Origin of the sequence: Kitasatospora sp. NPDC004615 (genome assembly GCF_042873545.1) — a bacterium.
Classification (GTDB): domain Bacteria; phylum Actinomycetota; class Actinomycetes; order Streptomycetales; family Streptomycetaceae; genus Kitasatospora.
Window position 1 is genome coordinate 153,428 of sequence record NZ_JBIALQ010000009.1, and the last position, 26,820, is coordinate 180,247.

Sequence of the window (26,820 nt, forward strand, 5' to 3'; positions counted from 1 at the left end):
CTCCCCGGAGACCACCACCCATGAGCACCGCCACCGCCGCCCCCACCGCAGCCACCGGCACCAGCGCCACCGTCGAATTCCGCTCGCTGCGGCGGCAGTTCGGCGCCACCACCGCCCTCGACGGCCTCGACCTCACGGTCAACCCGGGCGAACTCCTCGCCCTGCTCGGCCCGTCCGGCTGCGGCAAGACCACCGCGCTGCGCATCCTTGCCGGGTTCGAGACCCACGACTCCGGCGAGGTCCTGGTCGACGGCGAGGACATCACCCGGATCCCCGCCCACAAGCGCGACGCCGGCATGGTGTTCCAGTCCTACAGCCTCTTCCCGCACCTCACCGCCGCCGACAACGTCGCCTTCGGCCTCCGCATGCGCGGCGCCGCCAAGGCCGAACGCCGCAAGCGCGCCCACGAGTTGCTCGAACTCGTCGGCCTGCCGCAGCGCGCCGACCACTACCCGCACCAGATGTCCGGCGGCCAGCAGCAGCGCATCGCCCTCGCCCGCGCGCTCGCCCTCCAGCCGCGCGTCCTGCTCCTGGACGAGCCGCTGTCCGCCCTCGACGCCAAGGTCCGCCTCTCGCTGCGCGAGGAGATCCGCCGCCTCCAGCAGGAACTCGGCATCACCACCCTGTTCGTGACCCACGACCAGGAAGAGGCCCTCTCGATGGCCGACCGGGTCGCCGTCCTGCGCGCCGGCCGGCTCGAGCAGTGCGCGACGCCCTCCGAGCTGTACTCCCGGCCGGCCACCGCGTTCGTCGCCGAGTTCGTCGGCACCATGAGCCGCATCCCGTGCGTGCGCACCGCCGACGGCCAGGTCGAGGTGCTCGGCCGCCGCCACCCCGTCGACGGCACCCTCCCCGCCGACGGCGACCTGCACGTCCTGGTCCGCCCCGAGAACGTCCAGCTCACCCCCGCGACGGACGGCCCCGCCCAGGTCATTGCCGCCTCCTTCCTCGGCGCCGTCACCCGCCTCACCGTCCGCCTCCCCGACGGCACCGAAATCAAGTCCGACCTCCCCACCGAAACCGCCGCCACCCTCCCCCTCGGCACCCACGCCACCCTCACCCTCCCCACCCGCCCCGTCCTCGTCGACCGGGCGTCCTGACGCCCCGCCGGGGAATCGCTGCCCTCCGGGCAGGAAGCCCAGCACTCCGAAGTCCCGCGCCGCGAAGGTCAGCGCCGCGAAGGTCAGCGCCGCTGAAATCCCGCGCCCCGCAGGGGCGCGGGGAACTGCGCGAGACGGAAGGCACCAACTCAAAACCCGCTCGCCGACGGCCACTTGCCGCCCCGTAGCGCCCTCTCCGTTCCTCGCCCCCAAGAGTTCCGCGCCCCGCAGGGGCGCGTGGAACTGCGCGAAGCGGAAGGCAACGAGCCGCAGCCGCTCGCCGACAACCACCTGCCGCCCCGCACCGCGTCACCTCGCACCGCGACACGTCGCGTTGCCCGATGAGCCACGTAAGGTACCGCCATGCCTGCAACCCACCCCGCCGCCGTCCTGTTCGACATGGACGGCACCCTGGTCGACACCGAGCACCTCTGGTGGCAGGCTGCGGCCGAACTCGCCGCCGAGCTCGACCTCACCCTCACCGACGCCGACCTGCCGGACGTCCTGGGCCAGGCCGTCGAGCACACCGCCGCCCACCTGCACCGCACCAGCCACACCGCCCGCGCCGAGTCCGACCTCGTCGAGCACCTGAACAACACCTTCGCCGCCAAGGTCGAGGCCGAGATCGTGCCCCGCCCGGGCGCCCTCGCCCTGCTCGCCGCGCTCCAGGAGGCCCGGATCCCGGCCGCCCTGGTCTCCGCGTCCCCGCGCCGCGTCGTCGATCTCGTGCTGAGCGCTCTCGGCCCGCACTGGTTCGCCACCACTCTCGCCGCCGAGGACACCCCCCGCACCAAGCCCGCCCCGGACCCGTACCTGGCCGCCGCCGACCGTCTCGGCCTTGACCCGGCCGCCTGCGTCGCCGTCGAGGACACCCCGACCGGTGTCGCCTCCGCGCACGCCGCCGGCTGCGCCGTCCTCGCGGTGCCGTCCACCGTCCCGATCCCGGCCGGCGACGGCATCACCGTGCTGGACAGCCTGGAGCGCGCGGACCTCGCGCTCCTCGGCTCCCTCACCGTCGCCCCGGCGTCCTGATGCCGTATCTGCTGCTCGCCCTCGCGATAGCCAGCGAGGTCTGCGCCACCAGCCTGCTCAAGCTCACCGACGGCTTCTCCCGCCTGTGGCCGAGCCTCGCCGTCGCCGTCGGCTACGTGCTGTCGTTCTACCTGCTGGGCCGCGCCCTCAAGCACATACCGGTCTCCGTCGCGTACGCGGTCTGGTCCGGCGCGGGCACGGCCGCGGTCGCGGCCATCGGCGCCACCTTCTTCGGCGAGTCGCTGGGCCGTCTCCAGTGGTGCGGCATCGCCCTGGTGATCGCCGGCGTGATCCTGCTCAACCTGCGTTCCAGCCACTGACCGCCGCACCACCGCTCCCCGAGCACCCCCGCACCACCGCTCCCCGAGCGCCCCCGCACCACCCGACCAACCCGCGGTCCACCCGCTGACCTGCACAGAAACCGAGTTGACCGCCCCGCCGTCACTCGGCCAGCATCCCCTCATGCCCCTGCAAGCCACCCTCGCCCGCGCCGACGCCGATCTGGCTGCCGGCCGCGTCCCGATGGCCCGGCAGCGGCTGCGCAGCCTGATCGCGGACCACCCGACCGACCTGACGGCGCGCCACCGGCCGGCCGCCGTGTACCGCCTGCACCTCGAGCCGGCCGAGGCGGGGCGCCAGAACTTCCTGGACGAGTCCGCCGACCCGGCGGAGACCGCGGCATTCGAGGCCCGCCACCCGGATCCGCTGCGCCGGATGATCGCCCTCTGCCGGCGCGCCCCCGAGGACCACGCCCCGACCGGGACGGCCCGCGCCCGCCTTACCGCCCTCCGCGAGCCCGCCCTCCGCGAGCCCGCCCTCCGCGAGTCCGCCGCCGGCGGCGACGGCGGCCCGGTCACCTGGACCGATCCGTACATCGCCCCGGAGGACCGGGTCCCCGGGCCCGAACCCCGCGGCTTCCTGCTCCCCACCTGCCTGATCACCGCCGCCGCCCTCCTCTCCCCGGCCGTGATCGGCACGATCACCACCGTCCGCCGGTTCCTGTGAAAGCGTCCACCAAATGACCGAATCCACCCTGGCCAGAGCCGAGAAGGACGCCCGCGAGGGCCGCCCCGACCTGGCCCGCCAACGTCTGCTCGGCCTGCTGACGAGCCGCCCGACCGACCTGGCGCTCCGCCACCACCTCGCCGAGCACTACCGCCGGATCGGCCACCTCGACGAGTCGGGCCGGTGGAACTACCTGGACGAATCGCTCACCACGGACGAACTCCTCGCCTTCGAACGCCGCTTCCGCGCCCCGTCCCGCCGGCTGGCCGTCCTGCGCTGGCCCGACCCCGAGCACAACCCGCCGCCGACCCCGCTCGCCCGCCGCCGACTCGCCGCCCTCCATCACCAGGCCACCGGCACCCCACCCACCTGGCCCGACCACCCGGACGACGCGGCAACGACGAACCCGCCCCCGCCCCCGGTCCCGCCCCAACAGCCGTCACCGCGGCCCAAGTTCGCGCCACCCCCGCCCGGAATGCCGATGTACGTCGCCGCCTTCCGCCTGACGCTGCTCGTCGCCGCCGGCGCGGCCCTGATCGCGCTGGTCCTGCACCAACTCAGTTGACCAGCCGCCCCCGGGCGGCAATGATCCGGGCCGTGAGCATCGAGTCCACCCTGGCCAAGGTCGACACCGACCTGCGCGAGCACCGGGACGACTTGGCCCGGCGGCGGCTGCGCGGCCTGGTGTCGAGCTACCCGACCGACCTGACGATCCGCCGCCGTTTCGCCAAGGCGTACCACGACTGGATGCACGCGGCCCAGGTCGGCCGGTGGAACTTCCTGGACGACGCGCTGACCTGGCCCGAACTCGAAGCGTTCGAACGGCAGTTCCGCGACCCGGCCCGCCGTCTCAAGCTGCTGGTCTGGCCCGATCCCGAGCGCAACCCGCCGTCGACACCGACGGCCCGCCGCCGACTCGCCATCCTGCACCGCGAGGCAACCGGCCGTCTCCCCGCCTGGTCGGACCTTCCGGACGACGGCCGGGAGGAAATCCTTCCGGTCCCGTCCGCGCCGCCGGCCTCGGACGAGCAGCTCCGCGAGCTCCGCCGCCGCCTCGCAGCCGGACACCTGCCCTCCACCGAACGCTGAACCCGCCTACGCCGCCCGCTACTTGAGCGAGTCCCGCAGCGCGTCCACCCGGTTCGCGGAGGCGGTGAACGCGTCCCGGTCCAGGCCCCCGGAGTCCAGCGCGCCCGCCAGGGCCGTCGCGGCCTGGTCGCCCTGGTTGACGTCGCGGGCGGAGCACAGGATCAGGTCGACTCCGGCGTCCGCGACGGCGAGCGCACGCTTGCCGGTGCCGCCGACGGGGTCGAGTGCCTTGGCCTCCAGCGCGTCGGTGACGGTGACGCCCTGGAAGTGGAGGCGGTCGCGGAGTTCGTCGCGGACGATGGTGCCGGACATCCCGGCGGGGGTGCCGGGGTCGAGGGCCGGATAGATCGCCCAGGAGAGCATCACCAGTTTGACGTTGGCGGCGACCGCGTCCTGGTAGGGGCGTTCGTCGACGGTGCGCAGCTGGTCCGCCGAGACGTTCAGGGTGACGGGTTCCTCGTCGGTGTTGGCTCCGGCGGGGGCGCTGCCGAGGCCGGGGAAGTGCTTGGCGGTGGCGGCGACGCCGGCGCCCTGCTGGGCCTTGATGAACGCGGAGCCGAGCTTGCCCACGACCGCGGGGTCGGTGCTGTACGAGCGCTGGGCGCTGTCGGCGAAGTCGCCGGGGGTGCGGAAGACGTCGAGGACGGGCGCCAGGTTGAGGTTGAGTCCGAAGCCGGAGAGCGTCGCGGCGGCCTGGCCGCCGGTCGCGGTGGCGGCGGCGGTGGGGTTGGCGGCCCGGCCGACGTCCTTCGCGGACTGGGCGGGACCGCCGGGCAGTCGCCGGACCAGGCCGCCTTCCTGGTCGGTCATCAGCAGCAGCGGCCGGGGGTGCGGGGCCTGCTGCTCGGCCTGCCGGAGCTGGCTGACGGCGGTGCGCAGCACGGACGGGTCGTTGCCGACGTTCTCGGCGAAGAAGATCACTCCGGCCACCCGGCCTTCGCGGATGCGTTGCAGCAGCGCGGCGGGCGGGGTGGTGCCGGGGTAGGAGTAGACGATCCGCTGCCCGGCGAGGTCGGCGGCGGCCGCCGACGGCTGGGCGGTCGGCGAGGCGGTCGGCGACGGCGAGGCGGTCGGCGAGAGCGACGGCGACGGGCTGGTGGGCTGCGCGTTCGTGGTCGGCTCGGCGCTGCCGGTCGCGGGGCTCGGGGACGGACTCTTGGCGGGCGATCCGCAGCCGGCGGCCAGCGCCAGTCCGAGCGTGAGCAGGCCGACCGACCTCAGTGAGAGCGACATACCGTCAGATAAGCACGCGAACAACCATCGGGCCATCCCACGCGCGCCCTCGGGCTGGCCCACCCGCGCCCCGGGGCGTCACCGCCCCGGGGCCACTGAACAGCACGTCAGCCGAGCAGCACGCCAGCCGTACAGCACCTCAGCCGTACAGCACCTCAGCCGAGCAGCACGCCAGCCGTACAGCACCTCAGCCGAGCAGCACCCCCGGCAGCTCGGCGATCGAGCCGAGCACATGGGTGGCGCCGTCGGCGCGCAGCCGGGCCTCGTCGTGGGCGCCGGTGAGCACGCCGGCCACCACGGACGCGCCGGCCCGGGTGCCGGTGAGCATGTCGTAGCCGGTGTCGCCGGCCACCGCGATCTGCCGGACCGAGTCGGTGCGGGTGCGCAGCAGCGCGGTGAGCACCATGTCAGGGTAGGGGCGGCCGCGGCCCGCGTCGGCGGGGCACAGCGTCAGGTCGGCGACGGACTCCCAGCCGAGCGCAGCCAGGATGCGGTCCTGGGTGGTGCGGGAGAAGCCGGTGGTGAGGACGACCTTCCGTCCCTGCCCGCGCAGTTCGGCGATCGCCTCGGCAGCGCCGGGCAGCGCCTCGCAGCGGCCTTCGTCGACCAGGCTGTCGTAGCCGGCCTCGAAGGCCAGGTTGGCGGCCTGGGCGCGGTCCTCGTCGCCGAACAGGTGACGGAAGACCGAGATCTTGGACTCGCCCATGGTGGCGCGGACGTGCGCCAGCATGCCGGCGTGCTCGGGGCTGCCGGGTTCGACGCCCTGGGAGCGGGCGGCGGCGGCGAAGGCGAGCTCCACCAGGCCGTCGTCGGCGACGGTGGTGCCGGCCATGTCGAGCACCACCAGAGTCACATCGTGCGTGGTCATGTTCTGCCTATGCGATCGAAGGTGTCAGAGGCCGGCGAGGTCGGCGGTGGTCTCGGCGATGGCGGGCGAGCAGGTCATGCCGCGGCCGCCGGGGCCGGTGACCAGCCAGGTGCCCTCGGTGATCTGCTGGCGGTGCACCACCCGGGTGGTGTCCAGGCACTGGGCGTAGACGCCGGCCCAGCGGCGGCGGATCTTCGGCAGCGGGCGGCCGAGCAGCGTCTCGGCGACCTCGGCGACGTGCTCGTAGGGGTCCTCGACCACGTCGAAGCCGAACGGCTGGTCGTACTCGTGGGTGTCGCCGATGGTGAGGCCGCCGTCCTTGCGCTGGACCATCAGCAGCTGCATCTTGTGCTCGGCGGCGACCGGCGGCTGCGGCTGGCCGGCGCGCAGCGCGTCCAGCTCGGGGCCGATGAAGGCGGGGTAGTAGCGGAACGAGTCGCCGTCGGCGACCGAGGTGGTGAGCGTCTCGCCCAGCGGGTCGGTCTGCATCATCTGCAGGCGCACCCGGCGCACCGGCAGGTCGGGGGCGAGTTCGCGGACCAGGCCGCCGAGCCAGGCGCCGGTGCACAGGATGACCTGGTCGCCCTGGTGCAGCTGCCCGTGGTCGTCGCGGACGGCGGCGGTGCCGACCACCTCGCGGACCTCGCGTCCGGGCAGGAAGGTGTAGCGGCCGGTGGCCTCCAGCGCGGCGCGCAGCGCGGGCTGGGCGACCCGGGATTCGACGGCGCCGTCCCGGGTGCAGTGCAGGCCGCCGAGGAAGTCGCCGCGCAGCGCCGGGTTGAGGGCCCGGACCTGGTCGGCGTCGAGCAGCCGGTAGCCGCGGGCGGCGGCGTCGGGCAGGTTCACGGCGGCTTCGGCGACGGTGAGTTCGGCCTCGGTGCGGGCCAGCGTGAGCGAGCCGTTGGGGCGGAACCAGAGGCCGGGGACGCGGGCGCCGATCTGCTCCCAGAGTTCGCGGGCGCGCAGCGCGACCTCGAGTTCCTCACCGGCGGCGCGTCCGCTGACCCAGACCAGTCCGAAGTTGCGGACGGACGCGCCGCGTGCCTCGGCCTCGCGCTCGATGTGGACGACCTCGTGGCCGCGCTCGACGGCCTGCCAGGCGTGCATGGTGCCCAGCACGCCGGCTCCTACGACGATTACCTTCATGCGGACAGGCTCGGGCGCCGAGGTGGCCGCAGGTCGTCCGGCTCCCGTCGGACAGGTGAACCGCCCGCAAGAGTTGTCCATACAACCTGCGAGAGGTCAGGCGGCTCCGGCTCCGAACAACCTGCGAGAGGTCAGGCGGCTCCGGCTCCGAGAACGGGGCCCAGCGGGCCGGTTCGCAGGCGGGAGACCAGCGGTGCGGCCCGTCCGGCGAGCGCCGCCAGCGGGAGCGCCACCACGATGCCGACCACCGCGGCCACCGCCACGTCGTGCGGGTAGTGCGCGCCGACCCAGACCCGGGAGGCGCCCATCAGCACGGCGGCGACCAGGCCGATCCAGCCGAGCCGGCGGTCGGCGTACCAGAGCGCGGTGGCGGCGGCGAACGCGATCACCGTGTGGTTGCTGGGGAACGACCAGTCGCCGGGCGCCGGGCAGGCCTCGAGGGTGAAGCTGCCGGGAATCTGCTGGCAGGGCCGGTTCTCCTCGACGATCCCCTTGAAGACCGAGTTGACCAGGTACGCGCCGACCACGATCAGCGGCGAGGCCAGCACCCGGGCCATCACCACCGAGTCGGCGGCCCGGGCCCGCCACCAGCCCCACACCATCAGCAGCGCGAACACCGCGAGGCCGTACGCGGACCATTCCTTGGTCAGCTGGTCGAACCAGTGCGGGGCGGACTCGGCCCACCCGGTGACCCGGGTGTAGAGGCTGCCGTCGATGCCGCTGCCGTCGTAGGCGAGCAGGCGGGCGGAGGGATGAACGTTCGGAGTCACAGGGACAACATGTACCAGAACGGACGCGGCGTGCGGCGTGCTCGCGGTTCCGAGGAGCAGTGACTGGGGCAAGGCTGGCGGACCTCCCGTTACCTTGGGGGGGTCCGGTTCCGGGCACCCCCTTGGCGTCTACAGTGGTGTAGACGTCGATCGACAGGACTGTAGACGAACGCCGGAGGTTCGCGCGACATGACGGACACGACCGCCCGTCGGCCGGCGGGAGAGCTCGAAGCCCAGGTGCTCGCCGTCCTCTGGGCCGCCGGCACCCCGCTCACGCCGCAGCAGGTGCAGGACGCGCTCGACGCCGACCTGGCCCGCACCACCATCGCCACCATCCTGGCCAGGCTGCACGAGAAGGGCACCGTCGCCCGCACCAAGGCGGGCCGGGCCTTCGCCTACACCCCGACCGTCCAGGACGCCGACGGCCTCGCCGCCCGCCGGATGCGCACCGAACTCGAACGCGGCCGCGACCGCTCCACCGTGCTCGCCCGGTTCGTCTCCGACCTGTCCGGCGAGGACGAACGGCTGCTCCGCGAACTGCTCGGGGAGCAACCGTGACCTGGGCCGTCTGGATCCCGCTGCTGCTGCCGCTGCTCGCCGCCCCGCTGGCCCGCCGGCTCACCGAGCAGCTCGCCCCGCGCGCCGCCGCACTCACCCTGGCCAGCACCGCCGTCGTCCTCGGCACCGCCGCGCTGGGCTCGCTCGGCCTGCTCACCGTCACCGGCCTGCTGCACCTGCCGTACATCGGCGCGCTCGCCCACTTCTCCCCCGCCCACGGCCTGCCCGACGCACTCTCCGGCACGCAGTGGGCGCCCGCCGCGGCCGCCGCCGCGCTCGCCCTGCTGGTGATCGGCGCACTCGCCGCCCGCACCGCCCACCACCAGCTGGCCGACCTGCGCCGCGCCCGCCGCGCCACCGGCGGGGCGCCCACCGGCCTGCGCGACCGGCTGCGCCGCACCGGCCCGGCCGCGCTCACCGTCCTCGACGACGACCGCGCCGACGCCTACGCGCTGCCCGGCCGCCCGCCCCGGATCGTCGCAACCACCGGCATGCTGGCCGCGCTCAGCGCCCCCGAGCGGGCCGCGCTGCTCGCCCACGAGCGCGCCCACCTGGCCGGCCGCCACCACCTGCTGCTGGCCGCCGCCGAGTACGCCGCCGCCTGCCACCCCGCGCTGCGGCCGCTGCGCGGCTCGCTCGGCTACCACCTGGAGCGCTGGGCCGACGAGTGCGCCGCCGCCGAGGTCGGCGACCGGGCGCTCATCGCCCGGGCGATCGGCCGCGCCGCACTCGCCGCCGCCCGCGCCCCGGCCGCCCCGCGCCCCCGGCTCGCGCCCGCCGCCGCCGGTGGCCCGGTGCCCCGCCGGGTCCGCGCCCTGCTCACCCCCGGCCCCCCGCGCCACCGCCGCGCCTCCCGCGCCCTGGCCGCGCTCGCGCTGGCCGGCTGCCTGGCCGGCACCGCCGTCACCATCGCGGAGGCCGGCCACGACCTCCACCGGGCCGTCGAAACCGCCCAGGGCGAGCGCCCCGCACAGCACCGCTGACCGGGCGGAACCGGCCAGTGTGCACCGGCAGCCGCCGCGTGCACGAGATCATTTCCCCGGTTCGGCGTGTCCACGCCGAACCGGCCTACGCTGACAGCCGACGTCGACACGGGGGGTACGCATGCAGCACGGCAGCAGAGGCGTCCGGCCCCCGACCCGCGTGCACCTCCCCGCCCGCGCATACGAACGGATCATGGCGGGCGAGCGGCCCGCCCCCGACGACGACCACCCCGTCCGACCGGAGATCGAGGACTCCTGGGCCCGCCTGCGCCGCCTCGGCCTGGACCCGGAACGCCCCCGCGAGACCCACCGGCTGCCGCCCGCCGAACTGGAGGAACTGCGCCGCGCCACCGGCCTGGCCGCCGTCCTGCCGGTGCTGCGCTCCACCCTGTTCGCGCCCGGCGACTCCACCCCGCTGGTGCTCGCGGTCTCCGACCCCAAGGCCCGGGTCCTGTGGATGGACGGCGAGCAGCGGCTGCGCCGCGCGGTGGACTCGATCGGCTTCGAGCAGGGCGCGCTGTGGGCCGAGGAGGAGGTCGGCACCAACGCCATCGGCCTGGCCGCCCGCACCGGCCGGCCCGCCAAGGTGCACTCCGCCGAGCACTACCTGCGCAGCCACCAGAACTGGAGCTGCTACGGCGTGCCGATCCGCGACCCGCGCACCGGCCGCCCGGCCGGCGTGGTCGACCTGAGCGGCCCCGCCGCCGGCGACCACCACTACCTGCGGCAGCTCGCGCTGACCGCCGCCCGCCTCGCCGAGACCGAACTGCGCGCCGCCCACCTGGAGGCCCTGCACCACCTGCGCACCGTCGCGGTACCGCTGCTGGCCCGCTTCGGCGGCCCCGCGCTGGTGGTCGACCCGGCCGGCTGGACGGCCGCCGCGGTCGGCGTCCCCGCCTCGCCCCGGCTGGCGCTGCCCGCCGAGAACTGGGAGGGCGGCGGGGTGCGCTGGGTACCGACCCTCGGCGAGTGCGTGGTGGAGCCGCTGGCCGACGGCTGGCTGATCCGCCCGTCCGCGCCGCGGCCCGCCGAGGACGCCGAGCACCCCGGCGCCGGCCTGATCGAACTCGACCTGCGCCGCACCGACCGTCCCGAGCTGCGGGTGAACGGCAGCGCCGGCAGCTGGTCGCACACCCCGAGCCCGCGGCACACCGAACTGCTCCTGCTGCTGGCCCTGCACCGGGACGGCCTGAGCGCCGCCGAACTCGCCGAGGAACTGTTCGCCGACGCCGCCCGCACCGTCACCGTCCGCGCCGAACTCTCCCGCCTGCGACGGCACTTGGGCCCGCTGCTGGAGGCCCGCCCGTACCGGCTGGCGAACTGCGCCCAGGTGACGGTGCTCGGCCCCGACGACCCGTACGACCTGCTGCCCGGCTCGGCCGCCCCGGCCGTACGGGCACTGCGGGCCGACCTGGCACACGGCGTACTGCGACTGCCCGGAGCGGCTCAGCCCTCGGCCAGCAGCTTCGCCAACTCCTCGTCGTCGGGCAGCAGTTCGGCCTCCTGGCCGTCCGGGACGATCCGGTAGCTGTGCTCCAGCCAGTCCTTCACCTGCGGCCGGGGCACCTCCAACAGCGCACTGCCGTGCGGGGACTCCAGCGCCAGGTGCAGGGTGAGCCCGTGGCACGGGCAGTGAGTGGGCCACAACTTGACGTCGCCCTGGCCGGACAACGAATCCAGGCCGTCCCGCAGCAGATCGCGGGAGAACACCCAGTCCGCCTCGTCGGGACGCCCCGCGTGGAACGTCAGGCGCACCTCGTACGGCGCGGCGGCGTCGTAGCGGAACCGCGTCCGCACCTCGCCGACCTGCTCCTCGTCCAGCGCGATCCGCAGCACCAGCGTCTCCTCCAGCACCCGGGGCACGGCGGCACCGGCCGGCTCGCCGCCCGTGGGGGTGGCGGCGAGCGGCTGGTCGGACGGGGCGGGCAGCGGATCGCGCGGCATGACTGTCTCTCCGGGGCGGGCTGGGTGTCCGCCAAGCCTGCTCCCGCACACCGGCGCCCGCAACGGTTGCAGGGGGTTGCACGGGTGTCCGCTTCCGGCCGGCGGGCGGCGGCCCGATTCGCACCCGGGTTCGGTCCGGAATCTGGCGGACCGTCAGGCCGCTGGTACTCTCGTCCTTCCTCCGCCGTTCGTCCGGGCACCCCCGGCGGCGCGGGATGCGGCGTGGCGTTCGGACCGAACGCCGGACGCGGACCAGACCCAGGAAGGGGAGCCCGGTGGCGCTCCGCGAGCACTCCCGGCCCGTCGCCGCCGGGCGAACCGGCCGGCACGGCCGCCCCCGGCCCTTCGGCGGACGGCTCCGGCTGCCCACCATCCGCTTCTCCGGCGCGGCGATGGCGATGTCCACGGTGGTCGGCATCAGCCTGGCCACCACCTGGCTGCTGAACGAACAGCAGCAGATCGGCCGCCGCCCCGGAGTCACCGTCGGCGGCCCGCCCGTCCCCAGCCCCGACGCCTCGCCCACGACCGACGCCACCCCCGTCGACGAGCCCACCGACACCCCGCCGCCCCCGCGCAGCTCCGCGACCGCCTCCCCCGTCCCGGGACCGACCCGCACCGGAGCCCGCCCCGCAGCCGCCACCGGCCCGGCCGCACCCTCCGCTTCGCCGAGCATCCCCGCCGCCCCGTCGACCCGGCCCTCGCCGTCGATCCCCGCCGGCCCCACCACGCCGTCCCCGACGCCGTCCCCGAGCGACACCCTCTCGCCCCTGAACCCCGCCGAGCCTTCACCGACGGCCGCGCCCGCCCCCTCGCAGCCGCTGAGCGGCACCGCCCGGGTGGACGCCCTGGGCCGCGCCGGCACCCGGCACGTCGTACAGATCCAGCTCGACGAAACGATGACGGCCCTCCAGGTCGAGTTCCGCCTCGCCCGCCCCGCCGCCCTCCCCGGCACCGCCCCCGCCACCGACCTGCCGGGCGCGGTCGCCACCATCGCCCTCGAACGCGACACCCTGATCTACCGCTTCACCACCCCGTCCCACCTCCAACTGCCCCCCGGCACCTACACCTTCACCGTCACCGGCGCCCTCGCCGCCCCCACCCCCACCACCCCGGAAACCTGGACCGCCTCCGCCTTCGCCCTCCCCACCACCCGCGCAGTCGCAGCCCGCGGCAGCTTCTGAGCCTGCGGCAGGGGGGAAGCGGAGCCCCCGCCAGGGGCCCGGGGAACGGCGGGGCCGTGCCTGCGGAGGATCAACAGGGCGCGGAGCGTTCCGCCGTTTCTGGCCCCCGTCTCTGACCCTCCGCAGCCACGGACAACCGCCGTCCCCGGGCCCCTGGTTTCGCACCCCTACTCGAACGCCACCCGAATCGCCCGCGCCCGCCGCAAATCGTCCGCGCAGTCGGCCAGGTTCCGCCGCAGCCCGGGCGTCAACTCCGGCTCCGCGAGCGCAGCTTCGGCCGCAGCCACCACCTCGGGCGTCGCCTGGTCCACCGGGAACAGCGTCCCCCCGAGCAAGTGCGCGACAATGTCGCCGCGGTCCGAGGCCTCCCCGATCCGCTCGAAGTACCGCAGCGCGTACGCGGCCTTCTCCTCCGGGTCACCGGAGGCCCAGAAACCACGCGCGGTGGCTTCCAGCAGACGGTTGGACATCGACTCGGGCGTGAACAGGACCTGCCACGCCGCGGCCTTGGCCGCACTCTCCGGCCGGGCCGCCCGGCACTGCGCGGCGCCGAACTCGGCCTCGGTGCCGGGCTCGCGGGCGAGCTCCGCAGCGATCTCGTCCTCGGAGAGTTCGCCGAGCGAGGCCAGCCGGGCCAGGCCCGCCCAGCGCAGCTCGGGGCCGATCTCCAGCCCGGCGGGGACCCCGTCGCCGGCCAGCCAGCCGCGCAGTTCGGCGAGTTGCTGCTCGCCGCCGGAGGCCTCCACGGCGACCCGCAGCGCGGCCAGCCGGATTCCGTCGCCGGCGCCGCCGGTGACCAGCGCGCGGGCGGTGCGGCTGAGCGCGGCCAGGCCTTCGGTGCGGCGTTCGCCGGTCAGGTGCCGGCCGACGACGTGGAGGTGGGCGAAGGTGAGCACCGCCTCGACGATCGCGTCGGAGGTCTCGGCGGGCAGGTGCCGCTCCAGCAGGGCGAGGTAGGCGACCGGGTCGAGCTCGGCGTCCCGGACCAGGTCACGGGCGTGTGCCCAGAGCACGGCGCGGGTGACGTCGTCCTCGACGGCGGACAGCGATTCGGTGACGAGCTGCCAGGAGTGCGCGTCCAGGCGGATCTTGGCCCAGCTGAGGTCGCCGTCGTTGGGGACGACCAGCTGCGCGCCGGCCTCCACCAGGGCGGGCACGGCGACCCGGCGGCCGGGGGCGAGCTCGACGGCGGCGCGGCCGACGGGGACGACCCGGCCGTCCTCGATCCGGTAGCCGCCGACCTCGATCAGGTGCGGCCGCTCGCCCTCGTTGACCACGGTGAGCGCGGTCAGGGTGCCGTCGGCGGCGCGCTCGGTCTCGGCGCGCAGCGTGTCGACGCCGCTGGTGCGCAGCCAGCTCTCGGCCCAGGCGTGCACGTCGCGGCCGCTGGCGGTGGCCAGCGCGGCCAGGAAGTCGGGCAGTTCGGCGTTGCCGTACAGGTGGTCGGCGAAGTAGGCGTTCAGGCCGGTGAAGAACGCCTCGTCGCCGAGCCAGGCGACCAGCTGGCGCAGCACGGAGGCGCCCTTGGCGTAGGAGATGCCGTCGAAGTTGACCATCGCCTCGGCGACCGAGCGGGTGCCGTTGCCGGCCACCGGGTGGGTGGAGGCGCGCTGGTCGGCGTCGTAGCCCCAGCCCTTGCGCTGCACCGAGAAGCCGGTCCAGGTGCCGGTGAAGCGGGTGGATTCGGCGGCGATCCGGTAGCCGAGCATCTCGGCGAACGACTCGTTCAGCCACAGGTCGTCCCACCAGCGCATGGTGACCAGGTCGCCGAACCACATGTGGGCCATCTCGTGGCAGACCACCATGGCGCGGCGCTCGCGCTCGACATCGGTGGCCGGCGAGCGGAACAGCATCTCGTCGCGGAACACCACGCAGCCGGGGTTCTCCATCGCGCCCCAGTTGAACTCGGGGACGAACGCCTGGTGGTACTCGCCGAACGGGTAGCGCTCGTCGAAGAATTCGTGCAGCCGGTCGAACGAGGCGGCCGTCACCTCGAACAACTCGGGGGCCTCGCGGTCGAGTTCGGCGGCCAGCGAGCGGCGGGCGTGCAGGCCGAGCGGGATGCCGTCGTGCTCGCCGTACACCGAGTGCAGCGGGCCGGCCACCACGGTGAACAGGTAGGTGGAGATCGGCTTGGTGGCGACGAACTCCCAGTGCCCGCCCTCGGACTTGACCGGCGCCCCGTTGGAGACCAGGGTCCAGTCCTCGGGGGCGGTGGCGGTGAGGGTGATGGGGGCCTTCAGGTCGGGCTGGTCGAAGCAGGCGAACACCTTGGCCGCCAGGTCGGGGCCGCAGGTGGCGTACAGGTAGACCGCGTCGTCGGCGGGGTCGGTGTAGCGGTGCAGGCCCTCGCCGGTGCGCGAGTAGCGCATCTCGGCCTCGATCAGCAGCTCGTTCTCGGCGCGCAGTCCGGGCAGCGCGAGCCGGTTGCCGTCCAGGGCGGCCACGTCCAGCGGCTGCCCGTTCAGGACGGCCCGGTGCAGGGTGGCCGGCTCCAGGTCGACAAAGCTGTCGCTGCCGGGCTCGGCGCATCCGAACCGGATCACGGTGGTGCTGCCGAACCGGTCCGGTCCGCGGGTCAGGTCGAGGTCGACGGTGTAGCCGTGGACCGCCAACAGGCGGGCACGGACAGTTGCTTCGGCTCGTTGCAGTGCTGGCATGACTGCATGCTCGCCGAGCCCGCCCGGGACCGGCAAGCGGGTTCGACCCGGATTCGCTGGCGGCGTACCAGGGGCGGTCCGGGGAGTTGGCTAGGGTGTGTCGCGGCGGCGAGTCGAGGAGGAGCACGTGACGACAGTTCTGGTGCGGGGCGGCAATGCGTCGCTCGGCGCGAGCCGGGTCGTGGTGGAGGTCACCGCGCGCAAGCAGCTGGACGTGTCCGCGCTGCTGCTGACCCAGTCCGGCAAGGTCCGTTCGGACGCCGACTTCGTCTTCTTCAACGCCCCCACCGGCCCCGGTGTGACGCACCGTCCGGCCGCCGGCAGCAACCCCGACGCGATCACCGTCGACACCGCGGGCGTGCCCGCCGACGTCACCCGGATCGTGGTCACCGCCTCCCTCGACGACCGGCAGGCCACCTTCGCCGGCACCGAGCCCACCGCGACCGTCCGGGACGCCGACAGCGGCCGCGAACTGTTCACCTTCACCCCGCCCCGGCTCGGCGGCGAGACCGCCCTGGTGGTGGTCGAGGTGTACCGGCGCGGCGCCGAATGGAAGATCCGCGCCGTCGGCCAGGGCTACGCCAACGGCCTGGCGGGCATCGCCACCGACTTCGGCGTCACCGTCGAGGACGCACCGGCCGCGGCCGCACCCCCCATGCCGTCCGGCTCCCCCGCCGTCGGCAAGATCACCCTCGACAAGGGCAAGGTCAACCTGGTCAAGGGCGGCTCGGTCTCCCTGGAGAAGGCCGGCAAGCCGTTCCTCGCCTCGGTCCGGATGGGCCTCGGCTGGGAACCCGCCACCCACGGCCGCGGCATCGACCTGGACGCCTCGGTGATCGCCTTCGACGCCCGGCGCGAAAAGGTCGACACCGCCTGGTTCATGAAGCTCTCCGTCTTCAACGGCGCCATCGCCCACTCCGGCGACAACCTCACCGGCAAGGGCGGCGGCGACGACGAAGCCATCACCGTCCACCTCGAAGGCCTGCCCGCCGAGGTCTGCGGCCTGGTCTTCGTCGTCAACTCCTTCTCCGGCCAGAAGTTCACCGACGTCAAGAACGCCTACTGCCGCCTCACCGACGCCGCCACCGGCGAAGAACTCGTCCGCTTCGACCTCACCCACGCCGAACCCCGCACCGGCGTCGCCATGTGCAAACTCGTCCGCCAGTTCTCCGGCGAATGGGTCATGACCGCCCTCGGCGAATACGTCGACGCCAAAACCGCCCGCTCCATGGTCCAGCCCGCGGCGGCGATGCTCTGAGCGCCCCCCGTGCCGGCGCCGCTCCGCACCCCCGGGGTCACCCTGGTCGATCCGTCCGCGATCGGCCGGGCCGCAGCAGCCCGGGACGCCGTCCTGCGCTACCGGGTCGACACCGTCGCGGCCACCTCCCGCGCCGACTTCTTCGACGCCGTGCGCGGCGCGCTCCCCATGGACCCGCCGCTGCTCGGCCGGCGCGGCTGGGACGCCCTCGCCGACTCGCTGTGGAGCGGCCTGCACGGGGCCCCCGGCGACACCGCCCTGATCGTCGTGACCGACCTCACCCTCCTGCACGACCGGGCCCCCGGGGAGTTCCGGACCGCCGTCGGCATCCTCACGGAACTCGCCGACACCCTCACCGACCCCTCCTTCACCGGGGGCCGCCCCACCTCCCTGCACTGTCTGATCGGCCTGCGCGGCGCGGCCGGCTGACGGCCCTCCGCACGCCGACGGGGCCCGTGGCGTCATGCCACGGGCCCTGTGCGGGAGTTGAGCCGTCGTCAGCCGCGGGTGGCCATCGCCCGCAGGAAGAACGTCAGGTTCGCGGGGCGCTCCGCCAGGCGGCGCATGAAGTAGCCGTACCACTCCTGGCCGTACGGCAGGTACACGCGCATGGTGTTGCCGGCCTCGGCGAGGCGGAGCTGCTCCTCGGGGCGGATGCCGAACAGCATCTGGTACTCGAAGGAGGTGACGTCGCGGCGGTTCCACTCGGCCAGCTGGCCCGCGATCTTGATCATGTTGGGGTCGTGCGAGGCCACCATCGGGTAGCCCTGACCGGCCATCAGGACCTTCAGCGCGCGGACGTACGCGAGGTCGACCTCGTGCTTGCCCTGGAAGGCGACCGACTCGGGCTCCTTGTAGGCACCCTTGCAGATGCGCACCCGGGAGCCCTCGTGGGAGAGGTCTCGGCAGTCGGCCTCGGTGCGCCGCAGGTAGGCCTGCAGGACGACGCCGAGCCACGGGAAGTCGGCGCGCAGTTCGCGGGCGATGCCGAGGGTGGAGTCGGTGGTGGTGTGGTCCTCCATGTCGAGGGTCACCGTGGTGCCGGCGTCGGCGGCGGCCTGGCAGATCCGGCGGGCGTTCTCCAGCGCGATCTTCTCGCCGTCCACGGGCAGGAACTGGCCGACCGCGGAGAGCTTGACGGAGACCTCGGCGTTCGCGGCGAGGCCGGTCTCCTTGAGGGCGGTCAGCAGGTGCTCGTACGCCAGGGCGGTGCCGGCCGCCTGGGCGGCGTCCTTGGTGTCCTCGCCGAGGTGGTCGAGGGTGACCTTGCGGCCGCTGTTGACCAGCGTCTCGGTGGCGTCCACGCCCTGGTCGAGGCGGTCACCGGCGACGAAGCGCTCGACTATCGCGTGGGTGGGCGGGAACTTCTCGACCATGGTGCGCACCTGCGGGGAGCGCGAGGCGGCGAGGAGGGCGGAACGGAGCATCGGTACTCCCGGATCAAGGTTCAGCTGGTGGCGAGAGGTGGCGGGGCGGCCGGGGTGGCGGCCGCCCCGCCGAAGAGCACAGCGGGGCTGGGTCAGCCCATGTGCGGGTAGCGGTAGTCCGTCGGCGGGACGAACGTCTCCTTGATGGACCGGGTGGACGTCCAGCGCATCAGGTTCTGCTTGGCACCGGCCTTGTCGTTGGTGCCGGAGGCCCGGCCGCCGCCGAAGGGCTGCTGGCCGACGACGGCGCCGGTCGGCTTGTCGTTGATGTAGAAGTTGCCGGCGGCGTTGCGCAGCACGTGCATGGCGTGCTGCACGGCCTCGCGGTCCTGGGCGATGATCGAGCCGGTCAGGCCGTAGGACGACACCGACTCCATCTGCGCGAGCATCTCGTCGTACTTGTCGTCCTCGTAGACGTGCACGGAGAGGATCGGGCCGAAGTACTCGTCCTTGAAGTACTCGGCGGTCGGGTCCTCGCAGACCAGCACGGTCGGGCGGACGAAGTAGCCGACCGAGTCGTCGTACGTGCCGCCCGCCAGGACCTCGACCTTCGGGTCGGCCTGGGCGCGGTCGATCGCGGCCTTGTTCTTGGCGAACGCACGCTCGTCGATGACGGCGCCCATGAAGTTCGCCAGGTCGGTGACGTCACCCATGGTGAGCCACTCGACCTCGTCGCGGAAGTCGTCCTTCAGCTCGGCCCAGATCGAGGCCGGGACGTACGCGCGGGACAGCGCCGAGCACTTCTGGCCCTGGAACTCGAAGGCGCCGCGGGTCATCGCGGTCTTCAGGATCGCCTTGTCGGCGGACGGGTGGGCGACCAGGAAGTCCTTGCCGCCGGTCTCGCCGACGATCCGCGGGTAGGTGCGGTAGTTGGCGATGTTCTCGCCGACCGTGCGCCACAGGTGCTGGAAGGTGGGGGTGGAGCCGGTGAAGTGGATGCCGGCCAGCGCGGGATGCTTCAGCGCGACCTCGGAGACGTCCAGGCCGTCACCGGTGACCATGTTGATGACGCCCTTGGGCAGGCCGGCGGCCTCCAGCAGACGCATCAGGTAGTGCGCGGCGAACTGCTGCGTCGGGGACGGCTTCCAGATCACCACGTTGCCCATCAGCGCGGGCGCGGTCGGCAGGTTGAGGGCGATCGCGGTGAAGTTGAACGGGGTGATCGCGTAGACGAAGCCCTCCAGCGGGCGGTGGTCCATGCGGTTCCACACGCCGTCCGAGGAGATCGGCTGCTCGGCCAGGATCTGCCGGGCGAAGTGCACGTTGAAGCGCAGGAAGTCGACCAGCTCGCAGGGGGTGTCGATCTCCGCCTGCTGGGCGGTCTTCGACTGGCCGAGCATGGTGGCGGCGGCCAGCGTCTCGCGCCACGGGCCGGCCAGCAGGTCGGCGGCGCGCAGGAAGATCGCGGCGCGCGAGTCGAAGGAGAGCGCCTGCCAGGCCGGGGCGGCGGCCAGCGCGGTGTCGATGGCCTCACGCGCGTCGTCCTGGGTGGCGTTGCGCAGCGTGCCGAGCTTCGCCGCGTGGTTGTGCGGCTGCACCACGTGGAACTCGGAGCCACCGCCGAGGCGCTGCTCGCCGTTGATCGTCATGGTGAGCTGGATCGGCCCCTGGCCGCCCAGCTCCTTCAGCTTCGCCTCCAGGCGGGCCCGCTCGGGGCTCCCGGGGGCGTAGCTGTGGACCGGCTCGTTGACCGGCGCGGGGACCTGGGTCACAGCATCCATGGCGCACGCTCTCCTTCTCGTCATGGGACGCCGACGGGGTTCACACGTCGGCCATGTCACGAACGCTATTCCCCGTCCTGGCCGCCAACTGTTGGCCGCGCCGCCAAAGTCCCCCGCTCGCCGTTGTCCGCCCGGACGAACACCGTCACGTCCCGGTCACGGCCGCCGAATCCTGTCCGGCTCACTAAACTCGGGGCCGGGATGTTGTCCGCCCCGACGAAGACCCGACGGGCTCGACGGACCCCGCCAGACCCCGACAGTGACTCGACGAGGACCCCGCCCATGAACGGCCTGCCGCTGCGCCAGTTGCTGATGTCGCTCGGCGAACCCCTGGTCGAACTCCAGGCCGCGCCGGCCGGCCTGGACGTCCCGGTCCGCGACGTCGCCATCCTCGACCCGGAGGACCCGCCGACCGCCGCCCCGGGCGAGCTCGTCCTGGCCATCGGCGCCCGCGGCCGCGCCGCCCTCCCCGCCCTGCGCGCCGCCGGCCGCGCCCGGGCCGCCGCCGTCGCCGTCAAACTCGACGGGCCCGGCCAGGCCGACGCGCTGCGCGAGGCCGCCACCGAAGCCGGCGTCGCCCTTCTCTCAGTACGCCGCGAAACCCGCTGGGAACACCTCGACTCGCTCGCCCGCGCCCTGCTCGCCGGACCCGACAGCGGAGAACCGGGCGAGGCCGACACCGGCGACCTCTTCACCCTCGCCCAGACCGTCGCCGTCCTCACCGGCGGCATCGTCTCCATCGAGGACACCTCCAGCCGGGTCCTCGCCTACTCCCGCACCTCCGACTCCGACGAGGTCGACGACCTGCGCCGGCTGTCCATCCTCGGCCGCCAGGGGCCCGAGCCCTACCTCGCCAAGCTCCGCGAATGGGGCGTCTTCTCCCACCTGCGCGGCTCCGACGGCGCGATCGAGATCGCCGCCCACCCCGAACTCGGCATCCGCCGCCGCCTCGCCATCGCGATCCGCTCCGGCGCCCAGCCGCTCGGCACCATCTGGGTCCAGGAGAGCACCCGCCCGCTCGCCCCCACCGCCGACCGCGCCCTGGTCGGCGCCGCCCGCGTCGCCGCCGGCCAACTGGTGCGCCGCCGCCGCGAGTTGTCGGCCGACGCCCGGCTCACCCAGACCCTGCTCACCGGCCTGCTGGAAGGCTCCACCGGCCCCCAGTCGCTCGCCACCCACCTCGGCCTCGACCTGCGCCGCCCCGCCACCGTCCTCGCCTACGCCCCGGCCGCCACCGCCGAACGCGACGTCGAACTCTCCCGCGACGAAGTCACCGGCCTGATCTCCGTCCACACCGCCGCCCGCCACCGCGGCGCCCTGCTCGCCCCCGTCGACTCCCGCATCTACGTCCTGCTGCCCGAACTCCCGCCCGCCCTCCCGCAGTCCACCCTCCGCGACTGGGCCCAGGAAACCGTCGACGCCGCCCGCACCCACCTCGCCATCCCCCTGCGCGCCGCCATCGGCCCCACCGTCCCCGGGCTCGCCGACGTCCCCTCCTCCCGCGCCCAGGCCGACCGCATCCTCGACGCCATGGGCCGCGGCGGCGTCGTCCCCGACGTCGCCGCCCTGCACGACGTCCAGGCCGAAGTCCTGGTCTCCGAAGTCCTCGCCCTCCTCCAGGACCGCCCCGAACTCCGCGACCCCCGCCTCACCGCCCTCACCACCTACGACACCCGCCACCACACCCGCCTCGCCGAATCCGTCCTCGCCTACCTCGAAGCCCTCGGCGAAGTCCGCGCAGCCGCAGACGCCCTCCACATCCACCCCAACACCCTGCGCTACCGAGTCCGCAGAGCAGAGCAGTTGACCGGCCTCGACCTGACCCAACCCCAACAACGCCTCCTGGCCATGCTCCAACTGCGCCTCTCCGACTAACGGTCCGCGCCCCGCCAGGGGCGCTGGGGGTCCCCCCAGCGGAGCGCGAGCAACCACCCACAAACGGCAAGGTCCGCCCAAGGGAGCGCAACACCCCTCCCCGGGCGGACCCACCAGTCACGTCACATCCGGTGCCACGGCCCACTGATCGCGAGCATGATCCCCGGCTCCTGAATATTCGCGAACAACGTCCGCCCGTCCCGCGAGAACGTCACCCCGGTGAACTCGCTGAACTCCGGCTTCTCCGCCGTCCCCAGGTTGAGCTCGTTCCGCGCCAGCGCATACGTCCGCCCGTCCGAAGTCGCCCCGAACAGGTGCTGCAGCCCGTTGCCGTCCTCGGCGATGATCAGCCCGCCGTGCGGCGACACCGTGATGTTGTCGGGGCCGTCGAAGTTCCCCTTGTCCGTCCACACATCCGCGTTGACCCCGAGGATGACCTTCAGCGTCAGCGTCCGCCGGGCCGGATGGTAGAACCAGACCTGCCCGTCGTGCTGCAGCGGCGACTCCTCACGCGCGAACGACGACACGAAGTAGATGCCGCCGTCCCCCCACCACATGCCTTCGAGCTTGCGGGCCCGGGTGATCTCGCCGGCTGCGAACTGCTTGCGGATCGAGGTGGTGCGGGCGTCCCGGTCCGCGACCTTGACCCAGTCCGCGCCGTACGTGGTGCCGGGCTTGGTGGCGCGGGAGAGGTCGTCGACCAGCTTGCCCTGGGCGTCGAACGCCTTCAGCGCCTCCAGCACGCCCGCGTCGGCGGCCAGCGTGCGCAGCTTGCCCTTGCCGTGCCGGAAGCCGGCCGGCGGCGTCCAGCGGTAGAAGAGGCCGTTGGGCTTGGCCGCGTCCTCGGTGAGGTAGGCGTGGCCACGCTTCTCGTCGATGACGACGGCCTCGTGCGGGAACCGGCCGAAGGCCTTGATCGGCTGCGGGTTCCGGTTGGCGTCCTGGTCGTGCGGGTCGACCTCGAAGACGTAGCCGTGGTCCTTGGTGAAGCCGTTGGTGCCGGCCTTGTCCTCGGTCTCCTCGCAGGTCAGCCAGGTGCCCCAGGGGGTGGCCCCGCCGGCGCAGTTGGTGGCGGTGCCGGCGATGCCGACCCACTCCCGCACCCGCCGCCTGCCGTACCCGTGCCCGCGACCGTGATCGTCGCCGTCCTCCTGGAAATGACCACGCCCGGACACCTCCACGACCGTGCACCCACCGGCCGCCGCCGGGTCGTACACGTAGCCGTCCAGCAGCGGCACGGGGTGCGGCCAGTTCGCCCGCGGGCCGGCCAGTTCGTGGTTGTTGACCAGCAGGGTCGCGCCGTGGCGGCCCTCGAACGCGGCGGTGCCGTCGTGGTTGCTGGGGGTGCTCTCGCCGGTCAGCAGGGTGGTGACGCCGGTCCGGGTGATGATCTCGTAGGAGAAGCCCCTGGGCAGTGCCAGGATGCCCTCGGGGTCGGACACCAGCGCGCCGTAGCCGACCGCGGCGTGCCCGGCCCCGGCGAGGGCGGCCTCGCCGCCGGAGGGAGCGGCGATCGCCCCGGGCGCGGTGGCGAGGACCTCCGCGCTTCCGGCGATCAGGACGCCTGCGCCGAGCACGGTCGAACGGTTCAACAAGTCCCGGCGGGACAGCGACATGACGGTCACTCCTCAGCGGAAGGAGACGGATCGGTGACCGTCAGAGTCCGGCCCGCGCGTGAACCGGGCGTGAATCGGACGCTACGTCAAAGCGCCGATCCACCGACCGTTTTGCCAACCGGAGACGACCCCGTGACCGGGTCTTTACCACTGGTTCCGGTGCTGGGTACGCTCGACGCGCCACTGCTCCCAGGCGGTCAGCCAGGCGTCCTCCGTGCCGGACGGCAGCTCGGGCGTGCCCCCGGCCCACAGGCGTTCCCAGGCGCGCTGCGCGGGCAGGCTCGGCACCTCACTGGCGAACACGGTGTACCGCACCACCTCCTCGGCGGCCGCGGCGCCCTCCGCGGTGCCGGTCAGCCAGTCCACGTGGTGGGCGAGCCGGCCGAGGTGGTTGACCATCGAGGTGACGGCGCTGTCCGCCTCCTCCTCGGTCTCCGAGGCGAGCCACATCTGCTGGCGCACCACGGTCTCCCAGCGGGCCTTGCGGTCCGCACCGCGCAGGTACCGGGGGAGCCTCGCGCTGCGGCCGGCCCGGAGCTGGGTGACCATCGCGGTGGCCCGGGCAATGCCGTGCTCGACGAGTTCGCGGTGGGCGGTCAGGCCGAGCTCGGCGGGTGTCGGTTCGGCCGCGGGCTCGGACGCGGTGGTCCGGCGGGCGGCCAGGGTCCGCAGCAGCGCGGTGCGGCCGATGATGTACTGCTCGAAGTCGGCGATTCCGCGCAGTTCGATCGCGCCGGGCGGCACCCCGCGTCCGGTGACGGTGACGGTGGTGCCGTCCATCCACAGCCGGCCGGCCCAGACGGTGCCGGCGCCGGGGCGGCGGTCCTCGTGGATCTGCAGGGCGCGCGGGTCGCCGTCCACGGTGATCCACTCGCGCAGCGCCCGCACGCCGCCGGGGGTGTCGCCCTCGTCGATGCCGAGCTGCTCGTACACCCGGTCGCGCTCGTCCTCGACCACGTCCTCCAGGTCGGGCAGCGGTTCGGTGAGTTCCGCGCCGGGCCGGTAGGTGCGGACGGTCACGTACGGACCGTCCGCACGGTTCCAGTCACCGGAGCGGACCTCCACCCAGCCGAGTTCGCCGTTGTCGACCTGGTACTCGGCGAGGACGTCCCGCCCGGGCAGGCCGCCCGCGCGGTGCTCCCAGCCGAACACCGGGAACCCGGCCCCGGCCATCAGCCGCCGGCTGTACGCCTCCTGGTCCGCGTAGACCTCCTCGATCTCCCACGGCCCGCTCGCGTGCTGCCTCTTCATTTCTCGCCGCACCCCCGGCACTCGCCACACCGTTCCGCTGCCGGGCGGGCCCGGCACGGCGACCACCATACGGCCCGGGGAACCTGTCGATCCATCAGCTCCGCAGTGGTCTTCCGCCAGGGTGACGCGGCGGGAACCCGCCCGGGTTGCCCGTCAGCGCTGCGCCCTCAGCGAACGGGCCTTGATCGCGGCCCGCCGCGCCTCCTTGGCGACCTTGCGGTCCAGGTGGAGCGCGCCGATGACCTCCAGCACCTCGGGCGTCAACGGGTGCGGCACCCGCCACACCTCACCGAAGTAGCTGGCCGGGTTGTCGGTGACCGGCAGGTCGGCGACCAGCGCCTGCAGGCGGCCGCCCTCACCGGCGGTGAGCAGCAGCACGGCGGCCACCGAGTCGACCACCCGCCACAGCGCGTCGGGGCGTTCGGCGGCCTCGACGTCCTCGCCGCGGGCGCGCAGCCACTCGCGGGCCAGGCCGCCCAGCTCGGGGTCGTCGACGACCTCCCGGACGGCGGGGACGGCGTCCTCGCCGAGCTCGCCGAGCGCGAACCCGCAGTAGTAGCGGCGCACCGGCGACTGCACGTCGCGGCCCCGCCCGCCGGACAGCAGCGCGCGGGCGGCGTCGGTGGCGTTCTCCCGGGCGGCCAGCCAGGCCTTGAGCTCGGGCTCGGCGAACGTGTTGCCGTTCTCGGCGAGGGCGCGCAGCAGGGCGGGGCCGTCGAGGTCGGCGAGGTCACCGATCAGCGGGGCGTCGAGGCCGTCGGCGATCAGCCACTCGCGGACGGCGTACTGGCCGAGCGGGGTGAGCCGGACGGTGCCGAAGCGAGCGGCGTCCTCGTCGGTCAGCGGGTGCTCGGGCTCGGCGGCGGCGTCGTCCTCCTCCTCGAACAGTTCGGGGTCGATCGGCGTGTGCTCGACCAGGCCGAGTTCGGCGAGGTCGCCGAGCATCGGGTCGAGGACGACCATCAGGTCGGTGATCTCGCCGAGCATCTCCTCGTCGGGCTCCTCGCCCTCGGGGACGACCAGCAGCGCGGCCAGCACGCCCAGCGGGACGGTGGTGTCGGCGCCGGGCTCGGCGAACGCGGTGGACTCGTACAGCACGTGCAGCGCCTCGTCGAGGATCTCGGCGGCCTGGTCCCGGGCGTCCTCCACCTCGGCCAGGCCCTCGGGATCGTCCCGCTCGCTGCCCTCGACCACGTCCGGGTCCACCGACTCGGCCTCGGCGGCGAGTTCGCGGACCAGTTCGGCGGCCTCGAACCACAGGCCGAGCACGGCCGCCGGCTCGCCGGCCTCGACGGCGGGCAGGTCGGCGCCGGGGACGGCGATGTGGGTGCCGCCCTCGGTGGTGCCGGTCTCCACCGCGCCGAGGTCGCAGGCCAGCGCCCAGGCGCGCATCGCCTCGACGACGTCCTCCTCGTCCGGGTTCTCGATGCCGAGCATCCGGGCGGCCCGGATCCGGTCCTCGGGGCCGAGGTCGCCGTGCTCGTCGACGTCGCGGTGCGGGTCGACCCAGCGGGCCAGCGCGACCACCTGGGCGATCAGCGGGACGGCGAGCGCCGCGTCGGCGAGTTCCCGGTCCGAGGGCAGCACGATCGGCGGGATCAGCACCGCCGTGTCGTCGGGGTCCTCGTCGCCGCTGCTGGAGCCGTACAGCTCCGCGAGGTCGTAGTCGGCGGGCAGCAGGCCCTCGGCGTCGGACGGCTGCTGCTCAGGGGTCTTACGGCTTCGTCCGGCCATCGCGCGCGAACTCCCGCTGTTCGTCGGAGGTAACCGCCGCCCGGTGGGCGGTCCGACAAATGGGCGGACGCCGGGGCATCGGCGGCGCGGACCGGTGTGTCGGCCCGTCAACCCAGCGTATCGGCCGCCACCACCGAAAGCGTGAGCCGCCCGGGCGTCCCCCCGAACGAGTGGGACGGTGCGGCCGAACGAGTGCCCGGGTGCACGTATCCTTCGGTGGGCGCCGCGCACCACCCCCGCGCGTGCGTCCCCGGAGCGACGGAGCTCCGAACCCCAAGAACCACGTGCACACCCGCGCCGACCGGGCCAGTCCGCCATGCCACCACTCCCCGGCCTGGCCACGCCCGGCGGCGCCCGGCCACAGGAGAC

Annotated in this window: 24 protein-coding genes; 13 read left to right on the forward strand and 11 right to left on the reverse strand. The window is 74.0% G+C overall.

The window, feature by feature from the left end; genetic code table 11:
* Window positions 1-20: 20 nt before the first annotated feature.
* From ACFYS8_RS28845 to ACFYS8_RS28870, 6 genes are all read left to right on the forward strand, one after another.
* Window positions 21-1,100 (forward strand): ABC transporter ATP-binding protein, encoded by a 1,080-nt coding sequence (locus ACFYS8_RS28845; protein WP_387646327.1) that lies wholly within the window; start codon window positions 21-23, stop codon window positions 1,098-1,100.
* 363 nt (window positions 1,101-1,463) lie between these two features.
* A complete protein-coding gene (locus ACFYS8_RS28850) occupies window positions 1,464-2,132 on the forward strand; it encodes an HAD family hydrolase (RefSeq protein ID WP_387646329.1) in 669 nt (222 codons plus the stop codon).
* Complete coding sequence (locus ACFYS8_RS28855) at window positions 2,132-2,452, forward strand: DMT family transporter (RefSeq protein WP_387646332.1); 321 nt, start codon at window positions 2,132-2,134, stop codon at window positions 2,450-2,452. The genes ACFYS8_RS28850 and ACFYS8_RS28855 overlap by 1 nt, the downstream gene beginning before the upstream one ends.
* Window positions 2,453-2,594: 142 nt before the next feature.
* Complete coding sequence (locus ACFYS8_RS28860; protein ID WP_387646334.1) at window positions 2,595-3,137, forward strand: DUF6584 family protein; 543 nt, start codon at window positions 2,595-2,597, stop codon at window positions 3,135-3,137.
* A gap of 13 nt (window positions 3,138-3,150) precedes the next feature.
* A complete protein-coding gene (locus ACFYS8_RS28865; RefSeq protein ID WP_387646337.1) occupies window positions 3,151-3,702 on the forward strand; it encodes a DUF6584 family protein in 552 nt (183 codons plus the stop codon).
* A gap of 32 nt (window positions 3,703-3,734) precedes the next feature.
* Window positions 3,735-4,226 (forward strand): DUF6584 family protein, encoded by a 492-nt coding sequence (locus ACFYS8_RS28870; RefSeq protein WP_387646339.1) that lies wholly within the window; start codon window positions 3,735-3,737, stop codon window positions 4,224-4,226.
* An 18-nt stretch (window positions 4,227-4,244) separates the two neighbouring features.
* On the opposite strand, the gene ACFYS8_RS28875 is transcribed toward ACFYS8_RS28870, so the two are convergent.
* The 4 genes from ACFYS8_RS28875 to ACFYS8_RS28890 all read right to left on the reverse strand — a co-directional run bounded on the left by ACFYS8_RS28875 (window position 4,245) and on the right by ACFYS8_RS28890 (window position 8,243).
* A complete protein-coding gene (locus ACFYS8_RS28875; RefSeq protein ID WP_387646341.1) occupies window positions 4,245-5,459 on the reverse strand; it encodes a glycoside hydrolase family 3 N-terminal domain-containing protein in 1,215 nt (404 codons plus the stop codon).
* A 187-nt stretch (window positions 5,460-5,646) separates the two neighbouring features.
* Complete coding sequence (locus ACFYS8_RS28880) at window positions 5,647-6,327, reverse strand: phosphonatase-like hydrolase (RefSeq protein ID WP_387646344.1); 681 nt, start codon at window positions 6,325-6,327, stop codon at window positions 5,647-5,649.
* 24 nt (window positions 6,328-6,351) lie between these two features.
* Window positions 6,352-7,473, reverse strand: coding sequence for a TIGR03364 family FAD-dependent oxidoreductase (locus ACFYS8_RS28885; protein WP_387646345.1), 1,122 nt, complete (start codon window positions 7,471-7,473; stop codon window positions 6,352-6,354).
* A 131-nt stretch (window positions 7,474-7,604) separates the two neighbouring features.
* Window positions 7,605-8,243, reverse strand: a complete 639-nt coding sequence (locus ACFYS8_RS28890; protein ID WP_387646347.1) for a phosphatase PAP2 family protein — start codon at window positions 8,241-8,243, stop codon at window positions 7,605-7,607.
* Between the two features lie 189 nt (window positions 8,244-8,432).
* Here ACFYS8_RS28890 and ACFYS8_RS28895 point away from each other — a divergent pair, with 189 nt between their 5' ends.
* The 3 genes from ACFYS8_RS28895 to ACFYS8_RS28905 all read left to right on the forward strand — a co-directional run bounded on the left by ACFYS8_RS28895 (window position 8,433) and on the right by ACFYS8_RS28905 (window position 11,312).
* Entirely contained in the window at window positions 8,433-8,801 is a 369-nt protein-coding gene (locus ACFYS8_RS28895) for a BlaI/MecI/CopY family transcriptional regulator (protein ID WP_387646350.1), read from the forward strand.
* The gene (locus ACFYS8_RS28900) at window positions 8,798-9,784 is read left to right on the forward strand and encodes a M56 family metallopeptidase (protein WP_387646352.1); all 987 of its coding nucleotides are present in this window, start codon (window positions 8,798-8,800) and stop codon (window positions 9,782-9,784) included. Before ACFYS8_RS28895 ends, ACFYS8_RS28900 begins: the two co-directional genes overlap by 4 nt.
* Window positions 9,785-9,977: 193 nt before the next feature.
* A complete protein-coding gene (locus ACFYS8_RS28905; RefSeq protein WP_387646354.1) occupies window positions 9,978-11,312 on the forward strand; it encodes a GAF domain-containing protein in 1,335 nt (444 codons plus the stop codon).
* On the opposite strand, the gene ACFYS8_RS28910 is transcribed toward ACFYS8_RS28905, so the two are convergent.
* Window positions 11,231-11,728 carry an SsgA family sporulation/cell division regulator gene (locus ACFYS8_RS28910; RefSeq protein ID WP_387646357.1) on the reverse strand — a complete coding sequence of 166 codons (498 nt, stop codon included), beginning with the start codon at window positions 11,726-11,728 and terminating at the stop codon, window positions 11,231-11,233. The two genes, ACFYS8_RS28905 and ACFYS8_RS28910, sit on opposite strands and share 82 nt — an antisense overlap.
* Before the next feature lie 275 nt (window positions 11,729-12,003).
* On the opposite strand from ACFYS8_RS28910, the gene ACFYS8_RS28915 reads away from it, so the two are divergent.
* The gene (locus ACFYS8_RS28915) at window positions 12,004-12,909 is read left to right on the forward strand and encodes a hypothetical protein (RefSeq protein WP_387646360.1); all 906 of its coding nucleotides are present in this window, start codon (window positions 12,004-12,006) and stop codon (window positions 12,907-12,909) included.
* Between the two features lie 167 nt (window positions 12,910-13,076).
* Here ACFYS8_RS28915 and pepN read toward each other — a convergent pair whose 3' ends face one another.
* A complete protein-coding gene (pepN, locus tag ACFYS8_RS28920; protein ID WP_387646363.1) occupies window positions 13,077-15,569 on the reverse strand; it encodes an aminopeptidase N in 2,493 nt (830 codons plus the stop codon).
* A 139-nt stretch (window positions 15,570-15,708) separates the two neighbouring features.
* On the opposite strand from pepN, the gene ACFYS8_RS28925 reads away from it, so the two are divergent.
* The gene (locus ACFYS8_RS28925) at window positions 15,709-16,827 is read left to right on the forward strand and encodes a TerD family protein (RefSeq protein WP_387646667.1); all 1,119 of its coding nucleotides are present in this window, start codon (window positions 15,709-15,711) and stop codon (window positions 16,825-16,827) included.
* Window positions 16,828-16,836: 9 nt separating this feature from the next.
* Window positions 16,837-17,256, forward strand: a complete 420-nt coding sequence (locus tag ACFYS8_RS28930; protein WP_387646366.1) for a barstar family protein — start codon at window positions 16,837-16,839, stop codon at window positions 17,254-17,256.
* Window positions 17,257-17,324: 68 nt separating this feature from the next.
* Here ACFYS8_RS28930 and ACFYS8_RS28935 read toward each other — a convergent pair whose 3' ends face one another.
* Together ACFYS8_RS28935 and pruA are read right to left on the reverse strand one after the other, a co-directional pair.
* A complete protein-coding gene (locus ACFYS8_RS28935) occupies window positions 17,325-18,254 on the reverse strand; it encodes a proline dehydrogenase family protein (protein WP_387646368.1) in 930 nt (309 codons plus the stop codon).
* A 92-nt stretch (window positions 18,255-18,346) separates the two neighbouring features.
* A complete protein-coding gene (gene pruA / locus ACFYS8_RS28940) occupies window positions 18,347-19,975 on the reverse strand; it encodes an L-glutamate gamma-semialdehyde dehydrogenase (protein WP_387646370.1) in 1,629 nt (542 codons plus the stop codon).
* 282 nt (window positions 19,976-20,257) lie between these two features.
* On the opposite strand from pruA, the gene ACFYS8_RS28945 reads away from it, so the two are divergent.
* Window positions 20,258-21,850: a PucR family transcriptional regulator gene (locus ACFYS8_RS28945; protein ID WP_387646372.1), complete on the forward strand. Its 1,593-nt coding sequence runs from the start codon at window positions 20,258-20,260 to the stop codon at window positions 21,848-21,850.
* 122 nt (window positions 21,851-21,972) lie between these two features.
* Here ACFYS8_RS28945 and ACFYS8_RS28950 read toward each other — a convergent pair whose 3' ends face one another.
* The 3 genes from ACFYS8_RS28950 to ACFYS8_RS28960 form a co-directional block, all read right to left on the reverse strand.
* A complete protein-coding gene (locus tag ACFYS8_RS28950) occupies window positions 21,973-23,466 on the reverse strand; it encodes an alkaline phosphatase PhoX (protein ID WP_387646374.1) in 1,494 nt (497 codons plus the stop codon).
* A 144-nt stretch (window positions 23,467-23,610) separates the two neighbouring features.
* The gene (locus ACFYS8_RS28955; protein ID WP_387646376.1) at window positions 23,611-24,717 is read right to left on the reverse strand and encodes a hypothetical protein; all 1,107 of its coding nucleotides are present in this window, start codon (window positions 24,715-24,717) and stop codon (window positions 23,611-23,613) included.
* A 153-nt stretch (window positions 24,718-24,870) separates the two neighbouring features.
* Window positions 24,871-26,451 (reverse strand): hypothetical protein, encoded by a 1,581-nt coding sequence (locus ACFYS8_RS28960; protein ID WP_387646378.1) that lies wholly within the window; start codon window positions 26,449-26,451, stop codon window positions 24,871-24,873.
* Window positions 26,452-26,820 lie beyond the last annotated feature (369 nt).